We start from the raw sequence: 16,435 nt of genomic DNA, 5'->3' as shown, positions 1-16,435 counted from the left end.
CAGGTCCCTCAGTTCTTGTTGGCCACAGATTGCTGGCCATGGTGCGCTCTGAGCGCATCCACCAGCTCATCGAGACGTTCGGCGCTCATGAAGCTGAGCATCTGGCGATCGTTCACCAGCATCACCGGCGAGTCGGCGCAGGCGCCCAGGCACTCGCTCTGCTGCACGGTGAAGACGCCGTCGGCGGTCGTGCCGCCGGCCTCGACGCCCAGCTTCTTGCACAGGTGGTCCAGCGCCTTCTGGCCGTCGCGCAGCTGGCACGGCAGGTTGGTGCAGACGTTCAGCTTGAACAGGCCCAGCTTGCGCTGGTTGTACATGTTGTAGAAGGTCGTGACCTCGTAGACGGCGATCGCCGGCATGCCCAGGTACTGCGCGATCGCGTCCTCGGCCTCGCGGGACACGAAGCCCTGCTCCTGCTGGACGATGGACAGGCAGGCCATGACGGCCGACTGCGCCTGCTCGGCCGGGTACTTGGCGACTTCGCGCGCGAAGCGGGCCGCGGTGGCCTCGCTCAACACGAACCCGGTGCTCACAATTTCAGTGCTGCTCATGCGGTCACCACTCAACGGTCAATTTCACCGAACACGATGTCCATCGTGCCGATCACGGCCACCGCGTCGGCAATCATGTGTCCGCGGGCCATCTCGTCCAGCGCGGCCAGGTGCGAATAACCCGGCGCGCGGATCTTCAGGCGGTACGGCTTGTTGGCGCCGTCGCTGATCAGGTAGATGCCGAACTCGCCCTTCGGGTGCTCGACCGAGGCGTAGGCCTCGCCCTCGGGGACGCGGAAACCTTCGGTGAACAGCTTGAAGTGGTGGATCAGCTCTTCCATGCTGGTCTTCATCGCCACGCGGCTGGGCGGCGCCACCTTGTGGTTGTCGGTGATGACCGGGCCCGGGTTGGCCTTCAGCCACTTCACGCACTGCTGGACGATGCGGTTGGACTGGCGCATCTCCTCGACGCGCACGCAGTAGCGGTCGTAGGTGTCGCCGTTGGTGCCGACCGGGATGTCGAAGTCCATGCGGCCATAGACGTCGTAGGGCTGCGTCTTGCGCGTGTCCCACGCGATGCCGGAGCCGCGCAGCATCGGGCCGGTCAGGCCCAGGTTCAGCGCGCGCTCGGGCGTGACGACGCCGATGCCCACGGTGCGCTGCTTCCAGATGCGGTTGTCGGTCAGCAGCGTCTCGTAGTCGTCGACGTTGGCCGGGAAGCGGGCGCAGAAGTCCTCGATGAAATCGAGCAGCGAGCCCTGGCGGTTCTCGTTGAGCTTGTCGATCGCCTTCTGGTTCTTGATCTTGCTGACCTTGTACTGCGGCATCGAGTCCGGCAGGTCGCGGTACACGCCGCCCGGACGGAAGTAGGCCGCGTGCATGCGCGCGCCCGAGACCGCCTCGTACATGTCGAAGATGTCCTCACGCTCGCGGAAGCAGTAGATGAGGATGTTCATCGCGCCGCAGTCGATGCCGTGCGCGCCCAGCCAGAGCAGGTGGTTCAGGATGCGGGTCAGCTCGCCGAACATCACGCGGATGTACTGCGCGCGCTCCGGCACTTCCAGGCCGAGCATCTTCTCGATGGCCAGGCAGTACGCGTGCTCGTTGGACATCATCGACACGTAGTCGAGGCGGTCCATGTAGGGCAGCGACTGGATGAAGGTCTTGGTCTCGGCCAGCTTCTCGGTGGCGCGGTGCAGCAGGCCGATGTGCGGATCGGCGCGCTGGATGACTTCCCCGTCCAGCTCCAGCACCAGGCGCAGCACGCCGTGCGCGGCCGGATGCTGCGGGCCGAAGTTCAGGGTGTAGTTCTTGATTTCGGCTGGCATGCTCACAGGCCCCCGTAGTTGTCTTCGCGGATCACGCGCGGCGTGATCTCGCGCGGCTCGATGGTGACCGGCTGGTAGATCACGCGCTTCTGTTCGGGGTCGTAGCGCATCTCGACATGGCCCGTCACCGGGAAGTCCTTGCGCATCGGGTGGCCGATGAAACCGTAGTCGGTCAGGATGCGGCGCAGGTCCTCGTGGCCTTCGAAGATGATCCCGTACAGGTCGAACGCTTCGCGCTCGAACCAGTTGGCGGCGTTCCAGATCGGGGTCACGGCGGCGACGGACGGGAAGTCGTCCTCCGGCGCGAAGACCTTCAGGCGCAGGCGCCAGTTCTTGTTGATCGACAGCAGGTGGGTGACGACGGCGAAACGCGCGCCTTCGTAGGCGCCGTCCTTGTAGGCGGAGTAGTCCACGCCGCACAGGTCGATCAGCTGCTCGAAGCGAAGCTCGGAGTGGTCGCGCAGCAGCTTGGCGACGTTGAAGTAGTCCTTGGCCGCGACGGTGATCGTGATTTCACCCAGCTCGCGCTTGAACGCGACGATCTGGTCGCCCAGCACGCTGTGCAGGGCCGCCTGCAGGGTGTCGAGTTTGATGGTCATGGGGGTCTGCCTGCTTCTGCTCAGCGAGCGATGGTGTTCTCGCGGCGGATCTTGGCCTGCAGCTGCAGGATGCCGTAGAGCAGCGCCTCGGCGGTCGGCGGACAGCCCGGGACATAGACGTCGACCGGGACGATGCGGTCACAGCCCCGCACGACCGAATAGCTGTAGTGGTAGTAGCCGCCGCCGTTCGCGCAGCTGCCCATCGAGAGCACCCAGCGCGGCTCGGCCATCTGGTCGTAGACCTTGCGCAGCGCCGGCGCCATCTTGTTGCACAGCGTGCCGGCCACGATCATCAGGTCGGACTGGCGCGGGCTGGGACGGAACAGCATGCCGAAGCGGTCGATGTCGTAGCGGGCGGCGCCCGCGTGCATCATCTCGACCGCGCAGCAGGCAAGACCGAAGGTCATCGGCCACAACGAACCGGTCTTGGACCAGTTCACCAGCTTGTCCAGCTGGGTGGTCATGAAGCCTTCCTTCATTACGCCTTCGTTACCCATATCGAATTCCCATCTTTCGAGATCAGCGGAGAAGGAACTTCGTGACTGCGGACGTTGCATTAACGCCGCGTTGACGCGTCGCCCTTCCCTAACGGACACGCGCCCGAAACGGGCGCCGTGTCCTGAAGCATTCACGGATCCGGCGCGTCATCGCGGATCCGCCCATCGGGTCGTCACTCCCAGTCGAGCGCGCCCTTCTTCCATTCGTAGGCGAAGCCCACCACCAGGATGCCGAGGAAGAGCATCATCGCCCAGAAGCCTGCCGGTCCGATCTCGCGCAGCGAGACGGCCCACGGGAACAGGAAGGCGATTTCCAGATCGAAGAGGATGAAGAGGATGGCGACGAGGTAGTAGCGCACGTCGAACTTCATGCGCGCGTCCTCGAAGGCCTCGAAGCCGCATTCGTAGGGGCTGTTCTTTGCCGCGTCAGGGCGACGCGGGCCCGCCAGGAAGCCCAGTACTTGCGGGGCGATACCCACTCCGCAACCGACCAGGATGAAAAGGATGACGGGCAGGTATTGTTCCAGGCTCACGACTTGCTCTCGTTTTATGGCCGGGAAAACCAATTCCCGACGTGTCACCGAAGATTGGCGGGCCAGGGCCGACCAACGATTCGGCAAAAGCAACGGGCGCGCCGCCAGCGATTATCCAATCGCTCACGGACCGCGCCCGCCTTGTCCTCCGGAAATTCGCACACGGGATGTGCGCTGGGATTTCCTGAGTCCTACGACCTGCTTGATCACCTTCGATCCGGCTTTCCGGCTAGATCGCGAAGACCATGGCAGGCCGATTTATTCTGGTGCCGACGGCGAGACTCGAACTCGCACAGCTTTCGCCACTACCCCCTCAAGATAGCGTGTCTACCAATTTCACCACGTCGGCTTGTCGTCACCTTTCAGTGACCTTGTCTTGACGGCTCGCGTTTCAGACAGCCTCGAATTCTATAGTGCTTTCTGAGCCCCAAAAGGAAACCAAAGCAATTTTGTCGAGGTGCTTGCGCTTGCCGCCCACCTCTGTCAGTTCGAGGCGCCGGATGCGGCAGCCGACGGCGCCGCTTGCGGAGCGATCGACGCGCCAGGCAGCACCGCGGCCGAGGCCGGCGCGGACGGCACGGCGGCGCGTTCGAGCAGTTGCTCGCCCGCCGACGGACCGGAACCGATGCCGCCGTCGCGATGGCTGCCCATGTAGGCCAGCGCCAGCGTCGACACGAAGAAGATGGTCGCCGCGACGGCCGTCGAGCGCGACAGGAAGTTCGCGCTGCCGGTGGCGCCGAACAGCGAGCCCGAGGCACCGCTGCCGAACGACGCGCCCATGTCGGCGCCCTTGCCGTGCTGCACCAGCACCAGGCCGATCATCGCCAGCGCTGCGAGCAGTTGCAGCACCAGCACCAGATTCATCATCACTTGCATTGCTATTTTCTCCAGGAACCTTGAACGCCGGGCATCAGCCGGCAGCGCGGCAGATCGCCGCGAAATCGGCCGCCTTCAGCGCGGCGCCTCCGATGAGGCCGCCGTCGATGTCCGGCTGCGCAAACAGTTGGGGGGCGTTGTCGGGCTTGACGCTGCCGCCGTACAGGATCTGCATCTGATCGGCCTTCTGCGTGGCCGCGCGCAGTTGCTGGCGCAGCAGCGCGTGGACCTGCTGGGCCTGCTCCGGCGTGGCCGTCAGGCCGGTGCCGATCGCCCACACCGGCTCGTAGGCCACCACGATCTCGCCGATGCAGTGCGTCAGCGTGTGGATGACCGCCGCGAGCTGGCGCTTGACGACTTCCTCGGTGCGACCCGCCTCGCGCTCGGCCAGCGTTTCGCCGACGCAGACGATGGGCGTGACGCCATGCGCCAGCGCGGCCTTGGCCTTGTCGGCCACCAGCTGGTCGCTCTCGGCGTGGTACGCGCGGCGCTCCGAGTGGCCGACGATCGCGTAGCGGCAACCCAGATCCGCGAGCATGGCCGACGACACCTCGCCGGTGTAGGCGCCCTGCTCGTGCGTGGACACGTCCTGCGAGCCGTAGGCGACCTGCGTGCCGGTCAGCGCCAGCGCCGTGTCCGTGATGTACGGGAACGGCACGCACACGGCGACCTGGGCGTTCCACGGACCCGCTTCCTTCAGGCCCGCCAGCAGCACGGCGTTGGACGCACGGGTGCCGTGCATCTTCCAGTTGCCGACCACCAGTTTCTTGCGCATCAGATCAACTCCCTTGAATCCGAAAAATCCTGCGGATGAGCGGACCGCTCACCAGCTCAGCACGATCTTGCCGACGTGCTCGCCCGACTCCATCAGCGCATGCGCCGCGGCGGCTTCCGACGCGGGCAACTGCTTGAAGATCACCGGCGAGATCGCCCGCGACTCGAGCAGCGGCCATACGCGTTCGCGCAAGGCACGAGCGATACCCGCCTTGAACGCGATCGGACGCGGACGCAGCGTGGAGCCAGTGATCGTCAGACGGCGGCGCAAGACCTGACCCGCATCGAACTCCGCCTTCACGCCGCCCTGCACCGCGATGATCACGGCACGGCCGTCGTCGGCCAGGCACTGCACGTTGCGGGCGACATAGCTGCCGGCCACCATGTCCAGGATCACGTCGACGCCGCGACCGTCCGTCGCCGTCTTCACTTCCTCGACGAAGTCCTGGTCGCGATAGTTGATCGCGACGTCGGCGCCGAGCGCCAGGCAGGCCTTCGCCTTGTCCGCGTTGCCGACGGTGACCAGCACCGTCGAGCCCAGCGCCTTCGCCAGCTGGATCGCCGTCACGCCGATGCCGCTGCCGCCGCCGTGGACCAGCAGGCTTTCGCCAGGCTGCAGGCGAGCACGCTCGAAGACGTTGCTCCAGACAGTGAAGAAGGTCTCCGGCAGGCTCGCCGCCTCGACCATGCTCCAGCCCTTCGGCACCGGCAGGCACTGGGCCACCGGCGCCACGCAGAGCTCGGCATAACCACCACCCGCCACCAGCGCGCAGACCGCGTCGCCGACCTGGAGGCCGGCGGCGGCCAGCGCCTGGACATCCCCCGACTCGACCGTGCCCGCGACTTCCAGACCTGGAAGATCGCTGGCACCGGCCGGCGCCGGATAGGCACCCTTGCGCTGCAGGACGTCCGGACGGTTGATGCCGTAAGCCTGCACGCGGATCAGGCACTCGCCAGCCCCGGCGGCGGGGTCGGCGCGCTCGATCAGCTGCAGGACCTCCGGTCCGCCGGGTTGGGTGATGGCGATGGCCTTCATGACGTGAGCTGCCGGGCTGCTTCGCCGATTACTCGGCCGAGCCTTCGCCGTGGAACGGAGCGGCCGGGGCCGCATCGCGGTCCAGCAGCGCCTTCATCGACAGCTTGATGCGGCCCTTCTCGTCGGTCTCGAGCACCTTGACCTTGACGATCTGGCCTTCGCTCAGGAAGTCGGTGACCTTCTCGACGCGCTGATGCGCGATCTGGCTGATGTGCAGCAGGCCGTCCTTGCCGGGCAGGATGTTGACCAGCGCGCCGAAGTCCAGGATCTTGGTGACCGCACCTTCGTAGACCTTGCCGATCTCGGCTTCCGCGGTGATCTCGGCGATGCGCTTCTTGGCGATCTCGGCCTTGGCGCCGTCGGTCGACGCGATCGTGATCGTGCCGTCTTCGCCGATGTCGATCTGCGTGCCGGTCTCTTCGGTCAGCGCGCGGATGGTCGCGCCGCCCTTGCCGATCACGTCACGGATCTTCTCCGGATTGATCTTCATCGTGTACAGGCGGGGCGCGAACTGCGAGATCTCGGCGTTGGCCGTGCCTTGCGCGCCGACCATGGCTTCCAGGATGTGCAGGCGGGCTTCCTTGGCTTGCGCCAGGGCGACCTGCATGATTTCCTTGGTGATGCCCTGGATCTTGATGTCCATCTGCAGCGCGGTGATGCCCGAGGTCGTGCCGGCCACCTTGAAGTCCATGTCGCCCAGGTGATCCTCATCGCCCAGGATGTCGGTCAGCACGGCGAAGCGGTTGGCGTCCTTGATCAGACCCATCGCGATGCCGGCGACGTGCGCCTTCAGCGGCACGCCGGCGTCCAGCAGCGACAGGCAGCCGCCGCAGACCGAAGCCATCGACGAGGAGCCGTTGGACTCGGTGATTTCCGAGACCACGCGGATCGAGTACGGGAAGTCTTCCTTGGTCGGCAGCACGGCGACGAGCGCGCGCTTGGCCAGACGGCCGTGGCCGATTTCGCGGCGCTTGGGGCTGCCCACGCGACCGGTTTCGCCGGTGGCGAACGGGGGCATGTTGTAGTGCAGCATGAAGCGCTCGGAGTACTCGCCGGCCAGCGCGTCGATGGTCTGCGCGTCGCGGTCGGTGCCCAGCGTCGCGGCGACCAGCGCCTGCGTTTCGCCGCGGGTGAACAACGACGAACCGTGGGCGCGCGGCAGCACGCCGTTGCGGATCTCGATGGCGCGGACGGTGCGGGTGTCGCGGCCGTCGATGCGCGGTTCGCCGGCCAGGATCTGGCCGCGGACGATGCGGGCTTCGATCTCGAACAGCAGGCCGTCGACTTCAACGCCGTCGAAGGCGGTGCCTTCGGCGGTCAGGGCGGCCTTGACCTTCGAGTAGGCGCTGCGGCAGGCCTCGGTACGGGCCTGCTTCGAACGGATCTGGTATGCGGCGCGCAGGTCTTCCTCAGCCAGGGCGGTGACCTTGGCGATGAAGGCCTCGTCCTTGGCCGGGGCGACCCAGTTCCACGACGGCTTGCCGGCGTCGCGGACCAGTTCGTTGATCGCGGCGATGGCGACCTTGCCCTGGTCGTGACCGAAGGTCACGGCGCCCAGCATGATGTCTTCGCTCAGCTGGTCGGCTTCGGACTCGACCATCAGCACGGCGGCTTCGGTGCCGGCGACGACCAGGTCCAGCTTGGAGTCGATCAGTTGGGTCTTGCCCGGGTTCAGCACGTACTCGCCGTTGACGTAGCCCACGCGGGCGGCGCCGATCGGGCCGTTGAACGGGATGCCGGAGATGGCCAGCGCAGCGCTGGTGGCGATCAGGGCGGCGATGTCGGCCTGGACTTCAGGGTTCAGCGACACCGTGTGGACGACGACCTGGACTTCGTTGAAGAAGCCTTCCGGGAACAGCGGGCGGATCGGGCGGTCGATCAGGCGCGAGGTCAGGGTCTCGAGCTCGCTCGGGCGGCCTTCACGCTTGAAGAAGCTGCCGGGGATCTTGCCGGCGGCGTAGGTCTTCTCGATGTAGTCGACGGTCAGCGGGAAGAAGTCCTGGCCCGCCTTCGGGGAGGACTTGGCGACGACGGTCGCCAGCACCACGGTGTCCTCGATGTTCACCAGCACGGCGCCGGAGGACTGACGGGCGATTTCGCCGGTCTCCATCACGACTTGATGTTGGCCCCATTGGAAGGTCTTCACGACCTTGTTGAACATGCTCATTCGAGTTCTCCTCAGTTCAGGGATGCGCCGCTTGCGGTGCGGCACAGAGACCGGGAGTGAAACTGGGTTTGGCGGGATGCCATTCCAGAGCGGCTGCTTGTCCGGCTGCCACCGGTAAACGCTTTGGAATGACACATCGGCGCCACGTCAGTTCAACTCCGTTGTCCGACCGGTCCGCGGACCGGTCAGGCCGCCTGCCGGAACACTCCGGCCGACGGCACGCAGAAACGACAAAGAGCCTGTTGGAGTCAGACCAATCAGGCTCTTTGCTTTCATGCGCCGATTACTTGCGCAGACCCAGCTTCTGGATCAGGGCGGTGTAGCGGTCGGCGTCCTTCTTCTTCAGGTAGGACAGCAGGCTCTTGCGCGCGTTGACCATCTTCAGCAGGCCGCGGCGGCCGTGGTGGTCCTTGGCGTGCAGCTTGAAGTGGGGGGTCAGCTCGTTGATGCGCGCGGTCAGCAGGGCGACTTGCACTTCCGGCGAGCCGGTGTCGTTGGCGCTGCGCGCGTTGGCCTTGACGATCTCGGCCTTGTTTTGGTCGAAGCTGGACATGATGCGTTCCTTGTTCCGGAATGATTCGGAAGGTCCGCCGGCATGGCCAGTGAAGGCGTCAGGTGCGCAGACGGTTTCCGAGGTTGGACTTGCGATCACAGGTGAAACCGACCCGTGTCGTGCTGATTGCCGTCGCCAGGATGAACCTGACAGGACAGCCGGGGAGTATAGCCGCAAACCATACCTTTCAGTAGGGCCGCTTCATCCGGCAGCTGGAAGGCTGTTCCGCCTGCGCCGCATCGAGGAAGCGCAGCGTGCGGAAGCCGTAGCCGGACCCCTCGTTGTCGTGGGGCGTGCCGGCTTCGCCGGCGCGGCGCATGACGCTGACGTAGAGCGGCTGCTGGAGCTGGTGATCCGACGGCCGCATCCAGCCCTGGTGAGCCACGCCGAGCGGCCGACCATCGAGCCTCAAACCTTCCAGCGCCAGCGCGACCGCCTTCGGATCGGTGCTGCCGGCCTTCTCCATCGCAGCGGCCAGCATCTCGACCATCAGCTGCATGCGCGCATGGAGGTAGTCGTGCTCCGGCTTCGGGAAGCGCTGGCGGAAGGTCGCATAGAAGCGCTCCGAGTCCACGGTGCCGACGTTCGGATGCCACTCCGCCACCGCCAGCACGCGGTCGACGCCCGCCTCGCCCAGCACGCCGGGCACCCCCAGCGCGTTGCCGTAGAACGTGTAGAAGCGTGCATCGAGGCCGATGTCCTTGGCCGCCTTGATCAGCAGCGTCAGGTCGTTGCCCCAGTTGCCGGTGAGCACGGCCTGGGCGCCACTGGCGCGGATCTTCGTCGCGTACGGAAGAAAGTCCTTCACGCGGCCGAGCGGGTGGAGTTCATCGCCGACGATCTGCAGGTCCGGACGACGCTGCGCCAGCATCGCCCTCGCCTGCTCTCGCAGGTGTTGGCCGAAGCTGTAGTCCTGCCCGATCAGGTAGAGCCGCTTGAGATTCCGATCCTGGGCGATCACCTCGACCAGCGCAGCCAGCCGCATGTCGGTATGGGCGTCAAAACGGAAGTGCCAGAAGCTGCACTGCGCACCGGTCAGCGCAGGGTCGACGGCCGCATAGTTGAGGAACAACGCGCGGCGGTCGGGCTCACGGGTGTTGTGCTTGTCGAGCGCGCCGATCAGCGCGCTCGCAACGGCCGAGCTGTTGCCCTGGAGGACCACCGGGATACCCTGGTCCGTCGCCGCGCGCAGCATCGACAGCGACTCCTCGACGGAGCCCTTGCTGTCGAAGCGCACGATCTCCAGACGGCGCGCGCCGCCCGGCAGCTTCACACCACCACGCGCGTTGACGCGCTCGGTCGCCCAGATGAGATTGCGGAAGACAGCCTCGCCGCCGTTGCCGAGCGGCCCGGAGAGCCCCTCGATCAAGGCGAGCCGGATCGGAGCGGCAGGCGTCACCGGGACAGTCGGGACGGCGGCGGCCGGGGCCACTTGAGCGAGCACGACACCTGCGGCAAGCGCGAAAGCGGCAGACATCGCAGCGGTCAGCGCGACCGCCGCCCTGCTCGTCCAGCGCATCACAGCTGCGCCGGGCTGGCGAGTTGCGACAGGTCCCAGCGCGGCTTGACCTCGAAGCCACCATCGCGCGTCAGGTTCGCCATGTCGCGCTGCAGACGCAGTCCCGCCGCGAGGGCGATCATGGCGCCGTTGTCCGTGCACAGGTGCAGCTCGGGATAGTGGACGCGCACGCGGCGCTTCTCGCAGGCTGCATCCAGTTGCTCTCGCAAGCGCCTGTTCGCGCCGACGCCGCCTGCCACGACCAGGCGCTTCAGGCCGGTCTCCTTCAGCGCCAGCAACGCCTTCTTGACCAGCACCTCCACGATGGCGGCCTGCGTCGAGGCCGCGAGATCGGCCCGCTGCGACTCGGTGATGCCGCCGGGCTGCGCCTCGAGCTTGCGGACTTGCGTCAGCACCGCCGTCTTCAAGCCGGCAAAGCTGAAGTCCGGCTTGCCACTGTGCATGAGCGGGCGCGGCAGCGCGAAGGCTTCCGGATTCCCCTGCTCCGCCAGCTTCGACAGATGGGGACCACCGGGATACGGCAGCCCGAGCAGCTTGGCCGACTTGTCGAAGGCTTCGCCGGCGGCGTCGTCGATGGTCTCGCCGAGCAGCTCGTAGCTGCCGACGTCGTCGACGCGCATCAGTTGCGTGTGCCCCCCGGACACCAGCAGCGCGACGAACGGGAACTCCGGCGGGTCCGCCGAGAGGAACGGCGACAGTAGGTGCCCCTCGAGGTGATGGATGCCCATCACCGGCCGATCCAGCGCGACGCCCAGCGAGGCGGCAACGCCCGCACCGACCAGCAGCGCGCCAGCCAGGCCGGGACCTTGCGTGTACGCGACGACGTCGACATCCGCCAGCGACAGGCCGGCGCTCGCAAGAACTTCGCGCGTCAATGGCAGCACACGGCGGATATGGTCACGCGAGGCCAGCTCGGGCACGACGCCGCCGTAGGCCTGGTGCATCGTGATCTGACTGTGCAGCGCATGGGCGAGCAGCGTCGGCACGCCGTCGCCGGACGCGTCGACCAGCGCCACGCCGGTTTCGTCGCAAGAGGATTCGATGCCGAGGACGCGCATGGGCTCAGACGCTCAATGGTTCTCTTTGGCGTGGTTGATCGAGTACTTGGGGATCTCGACCGTCACGTCCTTGTTGGACAGGATGGCTTGGCAGGACAGGCGCGAGTTGGGCTCCAGCCCCCAGGCGCGGTCCAGCATGTCTTCCTCGTTCTCCTCCATCTCGGACAGGGACGCGAAGCCCTCGCGCACGATCACGTGGCAGGTCGTGCAGGCGCAGACCTGGTCGCAGGCGTGTTCGATGTCGATGTGGTTGTCGAGCATCGCCTCGCAGATCGTCGTGCCCGAGGGGGCCTCGATCGACTTGCCCTCGGGCGCGTATTCGGGATGGGGAAGGATCTTGATGACAGGCATGGGGAGGTGTCCTTGAGGCTGGCGAGCTGAGCTTGTCCGGCTGGGCGTCGGCTTGCGGTCAGACCTGATCGATGCTGCGGCCGGTCAGGGCCTGCTGGATGCCGCGGTTCATGCGCGCGGCGGCGAAGGCCTCGGTGCCCTTGGCCAGCGCCTCGACGGCGGCATCGATCGCATCGGCGTTCGCGACCGCATCGTCGGCCTGCGCCTTGGCGAGCAGGTCCGTCTGCAGCGCGGCGATCTCGGCGCGCTCGGCGTCGCTGAGCAGGTCGCCGTCGGCGCGCAGCGCGGACTGGGTCGCGAGGATCATCCGCTCGGCCCCGACGCGCGCCTCGCGCAGCTTGCGGGCGACCATGTCGCCCTCGGCACTCGCGAAGCCCTCGCGCAACATCGTCGCGATCTGATCGTCGGAGAGCCCGTAGCTCGGCTTGACCTGCACCGCCGCCTCGACGCCCGAGCCCAGCTCGCGCGCGGAGACGCTCAGCAGGCCGTCAGCGTCGACCTGGAAGGTCACGCGGATGCGGGCGGCGCCGGCGACCATCGGCGGAATGCCGCGCAGCTCGAAACGCGCCAGCGAGCGGCATTCGCTCACCAGCTCGCGCTCGCCCTGCAGCACGTGCACCGCCAGCGCGGTCTGGCCGTCCTTGAAGGTGGTGAAGTCCTGCGCCTTCGCCACGGGGATCGTGGCATTGCGCTCGATGATGCGTTCGACCAGGCCGCCCATCGTCTCCAGACCGAGCGACAGCGGAATCACGTCCAGCAGCAGGATCTCGCCATCGGCGCTGTTGCCGGCCAACTGGTTGGCCTGCACGGAAGCGCCGAGCGCAACGACCTCGTCCGGATTCAGATTGGTCAGGACTTCGCGACCGAACAGCTCGCCGACGACGCGACGCACGATCGGCATGCGCGTCGAGCCGCCGACCATCACCGTGCCCTGGACCTCATCCGCGGTGACCTTGGCGTCGCGCAGCACGCGTCGCACGGCCAGCAGTGTCTTGTTGACCAGCGGCTGGGCCAGCTCGTCGAACTGACCGCGCGAGACCTCGACGCTCAGCGCGCCGGCATCCAGCGCGGCGCTCAGCGTCACGCGCTCGTGATCGGTCAACGCTTCCTTGGCCTCACGCGCGGCGACGAGTACGCGGCGCTTGTCCGCCGCGCTGCTGACGCTCAAGCCCGCCTGCGCCAGCGCCCAGTCGGCCAGCAGGCGATCGAAGTCGTCGCCGCCAAGTTGCGCGTCGCCGCCGGTGGCCACCACTTCGAAGACGCCCTTCGTCAGGCGCAGCAGCGAGATGTCGAAGGTGCCGCCACCCAGGTCGTAGACAGCGTAGAGCCCTTCGCTGCCGTTGTCGAGCCCGTAGGCGATCGCGGCGGCGGTGGGCTCGTTGATCAGACGCAGCACGTTCAGGCCCGCCAACTGGGCCGCATCCTTGGTCGCCTGGCGCTGCGCGTCGTCGAAGTACGCGGGCACCGTGATGACGGCACCGAACAGGTCGTCGTTGAACGTGTCCTCGGCGCGCTGGCGCAGCGTGGCGAGGATCTCGGCGCTGATTTCGACCGGCGACTTCAGGCCCTCGCGCGTGGCCACGCTCAGCATGCCGGGCGTGTCCTCGAAGCGGTAGGGGAGCTTGTCGCGGTTGGCGATGTCGTCGAGCCGGCGCCCCATGAAGCGCTTCACCGAGACGATGGTGTTCTCCGGATCCTCAGCCTGCGCGGCGAGCGCCTCGTAACCGAACTGGCGGCGGCCTTCCGGCATCACGCGCACGGCCGACGGCAGGATCACGCGACCCTGCTCGTCCGGCAGGCACTCGGCGACGCCGTGGCGCATCGCCGCCACCAGCGAATGCGTCGTGCCGAGGTCGATGCCCACCGCGATGCGACGCTGATGGGGATCGGGCGACGCGCCGGGTTCGGAGATTTGCAGCAGGGCCATGGTGTGTTGTCTTGTTCTTCGAAGGTCGAATCGAATGTCGAATCGGATGCCGGGTTCAGGAAGGCTCGAGCGCATCCAGTCGATGGTCGATGTCCGAGCGGAAACGCGTCAGGAACATCAGCGCGCGCACCGATTCGGCGGCGCCGGCGGCGTTGTCCTCGTCATCGAGCTGGCGGCCGGCCTGCGCCAGCAGTGCCCGTTCGCGGTCCGCGACCTGCTTGTCGATGGCCAGGATCGCGTCGGGCGTCTTCGCCTCGTCGAGCGACTCGCGCCACTCCATCTGCTCCATCAGGAAGGCCGCGGGCATGCGGGTGTTCTCGTTGGCCTGGATCGGCGCGCCGCGCAGTTCGCAAAGGTAGGAAGCGCGCTTGAGCGGATCGCGCAGGCGCTGGTGCGCCTCGTTGACGCGCAGCGCCCATTGCATCGCCAGACGCTGCGACGCCGCGCCGTCGGCGGCGAAGCGGTCCGGATGCACCTTGGCCGCGAGCGCCTTCCAGCGCTCGGCGATCTCGGCGCCGTCTTGCGCGAAGCGCTGCGGCAAGCCGAACAGGATGAAGTCGTCGTCGTCGAGTTTCATGAACTCACGCTCGGCGCGAAGCCGAATCAATCGCACGAACAAAAAAGCGCGGCACCGTGGCCGCGCCTCTCTTCGCTTGCGAACTCAGACGCGGAAAGACTCGCCGCAGCCGCAGCGGTCCTTTTCGCGAGGGTTGCGGAACTTGAAGCCCTCGTTCAGGCCCTCGCGGACGAAGTCCAGCTCGGTGCCGTCCAGGTACGGCAGGCTCTTCGGGTCGATCAGCACCTTCACGCCATGGCCCTCGAAGATCACGTCCTCGGGGGTCACCTCGTCCGCGTACTCCAGCTTGTAGGCCAGGCCCGAGCAGCCGGTGGTCTTCACGCCCAGGCGCACGCCCACGCCACGGCCGCGCTTGGCGATGTAGCGCGTGACGTGCCGGGCGGCGGCTTCGGTCAGGGTGACGGACATCGCTGACCTCAGGCGGTGGCGGTGGCGCCCGCCTCGGCGTTCGAACCGTGCTTGGCGCGGTAGTCGTCCACGGCGGCCTTGATGGCATCCTCGGCCAGGATCGAGCAGTGGATCTTCACCGGCGGCAGGGCCAGTTCTTCCGCGATCTGGTTGTTCTTGATGGACAGCGCCTGGTCCAGCGTCTTGCCCTTGACCCACTCGGTGACCAGCGAGCTCGACGCGATCGCCGAGCCGCAGCCGTAGGTCTTGAACTTGGCGTCCTCGATCAGGCCGGTCGCGGGATTGACCTTGATCTGGAGCTTCATCACGTCGCCGCAGGCCGGCGCGCCGACCATGCCGGTGCCGACGGATTCGTCGCCCTTGTCGAAGCCGCCCACGTTGCGGGGATTTTCGTAGTGGTCGATGACCTTGTCGCTGTATGCCATGTCGTGTTCTCCAACAACCTTGTTCGTAATGATCAGATGGCGATCAATCCGCCGCTATCAATGAGGGGCGCTCAATGCGCGGCCCATTGAATGCTGCTGATATCGACGCCTTCCTTGAACATGTCCCACAGCGGGGACAGTTCGCGCAGCTTGGCGACCCGGTCCTTCAGCAGCGAGACGGCGTAATCGATTTCCTCTTCGGTCGTGAAACGGCCGATCGTCATGCGCAGCGAGGAGTGCGCCAGTTCGTCGCTGCGGCCCAGCGCGCGCAGCACGTAGCTGGGTTCCAGGCTCGCCGACGTGCAGGCCGAGCCCGACGACACGGCGATGCCCTTGATGCCCATGATCAGCGACTCGCCCTCGACGTAGTTGAACGAGGCGTTGACGTTGTGGGGCACGCGGCGGGTCAGGTCGCCGTTGATGAACACCTGCTCGATGTCCTTCAGGCCGTCCAGCAGGCGCTGCTGCAGCGCCTTGATGCGGGGCAGCTCGGTGGCCATTTCCTCGCGGGCGATGCGGAAGGCTTCGCCCATGCCGACGATCTGATGCGTCGGCAGCGTGCCCGAACGCAGACCGCGCTCATGACCGCCGCCATGCATCTGCGCTTCCAGGCGCACGCGCGGCTTGCGACGCACGTACAACGCGCCGATGCCCTTGGGGCCGTAGGACTTGTGCGAAGCCAGGCTCATCAGGTCGACGGGCAGCGTCGCCAGGTCGATCTCCACCTTGCCGGTGGCCTGCGCGGCGTCGACATGGAAGACGATGCCCTTCTCGCGGCACAGCGCGCCGATGGTCGGGATGTCCTGGATCACGCCGATCTCGTTGTTCACGAACATCACCGAGATCAGGATCGTGTCCGGGCGGATGGCCGCCCTCAGCACGTCGAGGTCGATCAGGCCGTCTTCCTGGACGTCGAGGTAGGTGACCTCGAAGCCCTGGCGCTCCAGTTCACGCGTCGTGTCGAGCACGGCCTTGTGCTCGGTCTTGATCGTGATCAGGTGCTTGCCGCGCGACTGGTAGAAGTTCGCCGCGCCCTTGATGGCGAGGTTGTTCGACTCGGTCGCGCCGGAGGTCCAGACGATCTCGCGCGGGTCCGCGCCGATCAGCTTCGCGACTTCGACGCGCGCCTTCTCCACGGCTTCTTCCGCCTCCCAGCCCCACGCGTGACTGCGCGACGCCGGATTGCCGAAGTGCTCGCGCAGCCACGGAATCATCGCGTCGACGACGCGCGGGTCCACCGGCGTGGTGGCGCCGTAGTCCATGTAGATGGGGAAGTGCGGGGTCATGTCCATGGGAACGTTCTTCTTATCGACTAC

Annotated in this window: 18 protein-coding genes and 1 tRNA gene; all 19 read right to left on the bottom strand. The window is 66.7% G+C overall.

Annotation, left to right across the window (positions count from 1 at the left end):
* Positions 1-8: 8 nt before the first annotated feature.
* The 19 genes from AC1VNM_RS05210 to AC1VNM_RS05120 all read right to left on the bottom strand — a co-directional run bounded on the left by AC1VNM_RS05210 (position 9) and on the right by AC1VNM_RS05120 (position 16,411).
* The gene (locus AC1VNM_RS05210) at positions 9-551 is read right to left on the bottom strand and encodes an NADH-quinone oxidoreductase subunit NuoE family protein (RefSeq protein ID WP_377155458.1); all 543 of its coding nucleotides are present in this window, start codon (positions 549-551) and stop codon (positions 9-11) included.
* 11 nt (positions 552-562) lie between these two features.
* Positions 563-1,819 (bottom strand): NADH-quinone oxidoreductase subunit D, encoded by a 1,257-nt coding sequence (locus AC1VNM_RS05205; protein ID WP_483106097.1) that lies wholly within the window; start codon positions 1,817-1,819, stop codon positions 563-565.
* A 2-nt stretch (positions 1,820-1,821) separates the two neighbouring features.
* On the bottom strand, positions 1,822-2,418 hold the full coding sequence (locus AC1VNM_RS05200) for an NADH-quinone oxidoreductase subunit C (protein WP_297526090.1): 597 nt from the start codon (positions 2,416-2,418) through the stop codon (positions 1,822-1,824).
* Positions 2,419-2,438: 20 nt separating this feature from the next.
* Positions 2,439-2,915 (bottom strand): NuoB/complex I 20 kDa subunit family protein, encoded by a 477-nt coding sequence (locus tag AC1VNM_RS05195; RefSeq protein WP_067273441.1) that lies wholly within the window; start codon positions 2,913-2,915, stop codon positions 2,439-2,441.
* Positions 2,916-3,088: 173 nt separating this feature from the next.
* Positions 3,089-3,448, bottom strand: coding sequence for an NADH-quinone oxidoreductase subunit A (locus tag AC1VNM_RS05190; protein WP_067273444.1), 360 nt, complete (start codon positions 3,446-3,448; stop codon positions 3,089-3,091).
* Between the two features lie 264 nt (positions 3,449-3,712).
* Positions 3,713-3,797, bottom strand: a tRNA-Leu gene (locus AC1VNM_RS05185).
* Between the two features lie 134 nt (positions 3,798-3,931).
* On the bottom strand, positions 3,932-4,324 hold the full coding sequence (secG, locus tag AC1VNM_RS05180) for a preprotein translocase subunit SecG (protein WP_377155460.1): 393 nt from the start codon (positions 4,322-4,324) through the stop codon (positions 3,932-3,934).
* Between the two features lie 34 nt (positions 4,325-4,358).
* The gene (gene tpiA, locus AC1VNM_RS05175; protein ID WP_377155461.1) at positions 4,359-5,099 is read right to left on the bottom strand and encodes a triose-phosphate isomerase; all 741 of its coding nucleotides are present in this window, start codon (positions 5,097-5,099) and stop codon (positions 4,359-4,361) included.
* Between the two features lie 48 nt (positions 5,100-5,147).
* Positions 5,148-6,134 carry an NAD(P)H-quinone oxidoreductase gene (locus tag AC1VNM_RS05170; protein WP_483106096.1) on the bottom strand — a complete coding sequence of 329 codons (987 nt, stop codon included), beginning with the start codon at positions 6,132-6,134 and terminating at the stop codon, positions 5,148-5,150.
* A 28-nt stretch (positions 6,135-6,162) separates the two neighbouring features.
* Positions 6,163-8,301, bottom strand: a complete 2,139-nt coding sequence (pnp, locus tag AC1VNM_RS05165) for a polyribonucleotide nucleotidyltransferase (RefSeq protein WP_377155463.1) — start codon at positions 8,299-8,301, stop codon at positions 6,163-6,165.
* A gap of 283 nt (positions 8,302-8,584) precedes the next feature.
* Positions 8,585-8,854, bottom strand: a complete 270-nt coding sequence (gene rpsO / locus AC1VNM_RS05160; protein WP_067273461.1) for a 30S ribosomal protein S15 — start codon at positions 8,852-8,854, stop codon at positions 8,585-8,587.
* 187 nt (positions 8,855-9,041) lie between these two features.
* The gene (locus tag AC1VNM_RS05155) at positions 9,042-10,331 is read right to left on the bottom strand and encodes a branched-chain amino acid ABC transporter substrate-binding protein (protein WP_483106095.1); all 1,290 of its coding nucleotides are present in this window, start codon (positions 10,329-10,331) and stop codon (positions 9,042-9,044) included.
* A gap of 41 nt (positions 10,332-10,372) precedes the next feature.
* Positions 10,373-11,431 (bottom strand): tRNA (adenosine(37)-N6)-threonylcarbamoyltransferase complex transferase subunit TsaD, encoded by a 1,059-nt coding sequence (gene tsaD, locus AC1VNM_RS05150; RefSeq protein WP_377155465.1) that lies wholly within the window; start codon positions 11,429-11,431, stop codon positions 10,373-10,375.
* A 12-nt stretch (positions 11,432-11,443) separates the two neighbouring features.
* Complete coding sequence (gene fdx / locus AC1VNM_RS05145) at positions 11,444-11,782, bottom strand: ISC system 2Fe-2S type ferredoxin (protein WP_067273474.1); 339 nt, start codon at positions 11,780-11,782, stop codon at positions 11,444-11,446.
* Positions 11,783-11,840: 58 nt separating this feature from the next.
* Positions 11,841-13,709, bottom strand: a complete 1,869-nt coding sequence (hscA, locus tag AC1VNM_RS05140) for a Fe-S protein assembly chaperone HscA (protein ID WP_483106094.1) — start codon at positions 13,707-13,709, stop codon at positions 11,841-11,843.
* 55 nt (positions 13,710-13,764) lie between these two features.
* Positions 13,765-14,286: a Fe-S protein assembly co-chaperone HscB gene (hscB, locus tag AC1VNM_RS05135; RefSeq protein ID WP_377155467.1), complete on the bottom strand. Its 522-nt coding sequence runs from the start codon at positions 14,284-14,286 to the stop codon at positions 13,765-13,767.
* Between the two features lie 84 nt (positions 14,287-14,370).
* Entirely contained in the window at positions 14,371-14,694 is a 324-nt protein-coding gene (gene iscA, locus AC1VNM_RS05130; protein ID WP_377155468.1) for an iron-sulfur cluster assembly protein IscA, read from the bottom strand.
* A gap of 8 nt (positions 14,695-14,702) precedes the next feature.
* Complete coding sequence (iscU, locus tag AC1VNM_RS05125; protein ID WP_377155469.1) at positions 14,703-15,119, bottom strand: Fe-S cluster assembly scaffold IscU; 417 nt, start codon at positions 15,117-15,119, stop codon at positions 14,703-14,705.
* 71 nt (positions 15,120-15,190) lie between these two features.
* A complete protein-coding gene (locus AC1VNM_RS05120; protein ID WP_483106093.1) occupies positions 15,191-16,411 on the bottom strand; it encodes an IscS subfamily cysteine desulfurase in 1,221 nt (406 codons plus the stop codon).
* Positions 16,412-16,435 lie beyond the last annotated feature (24 nt).

This window comes from Mitsuaria sp. MSU3D, from assembly GCF_056867975.1.
Note: the sequence above shows the minus strand (reverse complement) of the source record. Positions and strands in the feature narration are given on the sequence as shown.

Coding starts and splice junctions, on each gene's coding strand:
- AC1VNM_RS05210 (WP_377155458.1), bottom strand. CDS start 551: ATGAGCAGCACTGAAATTGTGAGCACCGGGTTCGTGTTGAGCGAGGCC.
- AC1VNM_RS05205 (WP_483106097.1), bottom strand. CDS start 1,819: ATGCCAGCCGAAATCAAGAACTACACCCTGAACTTCGGCCCGCAGCAT.
- AC1VNM_RS05200 (WP_297526090.1), bottom strand. CDS start 2,418: ATGACCATCAAACTCGACACCCTGCAGGCGGCCCTGCACAGCGTGCTG.
- AC1VNM_RS05195 (WP_067273441.1), bottom strand. CDS start 2,915: ATGGGTAACGAAGGCGTAATGAAGGAAGGCTTCATGACCACCCAGCTG.
- secG (WP_377155460.1), bottom strand. CDS start 4,324: ATGCAAGTGATGATGAATCTGGTGCTGGTGCTGCAACTGCTCGCAGCG.
- tpiA (WP_377155461.1), bottom strand. CDS start 5,099: ATGCGCAAGAAACTGGTGGTCGGCAACTGGAAGATGCACGGCACCCGT.
- AC1VNM_RS05170 (WP_483106096.1), bottom strand. CDS start 6,134: ATGAAGGCCATCGCCATCACCCAACCCGGCGGACCGGAGGTCCTGCAG.
- pnp (WP_377155463.1), bottom strand. CDS start 8,301: ATGAGCATGTTCAACAAGGTCGTGAAGACCTTCCAATGGGGCCAACAT.
- rpsO (WP_067273461.1), bottom strand. CDS start 8,854: ATGTCCAGCTTCGACCAAAACAAGGCCGAGATCGTCAAGGCCAACGCG.
- AC1VNM_RS05155 (WP_483106095.1), bottom strand. CDS start 10,331: ATGTCTGCCGCTTTCGCGCTTGCCGCAGGTGTCGTGCTCGCTCAAGTG.
- tsaD (WP_377155465.1), bottom strand. CDS start 11,431: ATGCGCGTCCTCGGCATCGAATCCTCTTGCGACGAAACCGGCGTGGCG.
- fdx (WP_067273474.1), bottom strand. CDS start 11,782: ATGCCTGTCATCAAGATCCTTCCCCATCCCGAATACGCGCCCGAGGGC.
- hscA (WP_483106094.1), bottom strand. CDS start 13,709: ATGGCCCTGCTGCAAATCTCCGAACCCGGCGCGTCGCCCGATCCCCAT.
- hscB (WP_377155467.1), bottom strand. CDS start 14,286: ATGAAACTCGACGACGACGACTTCATCCTGTTCGGCTTGCCGCAGCGC.
- iscA (WP_377155468.1), bottom strand. CDS start 14,694: ATGTCCGTCACCCTGACCGAAGCCGCCGCCCGGCACGTCACGCGCTAC.
- iscU (WP_377155469.1), bottom strand. CDS start 15,119: ATGGCATACAGCGACAAGGTCATCGACCACTACGAAAATCCCCGCAAC.
- AC1VNM_RS05120 (WP_483106093.1), bottom strand. CDS start 16,411: ATGGACATGACCCCGCACTTCCCCATCTACATGGACTACGGCGCCACC.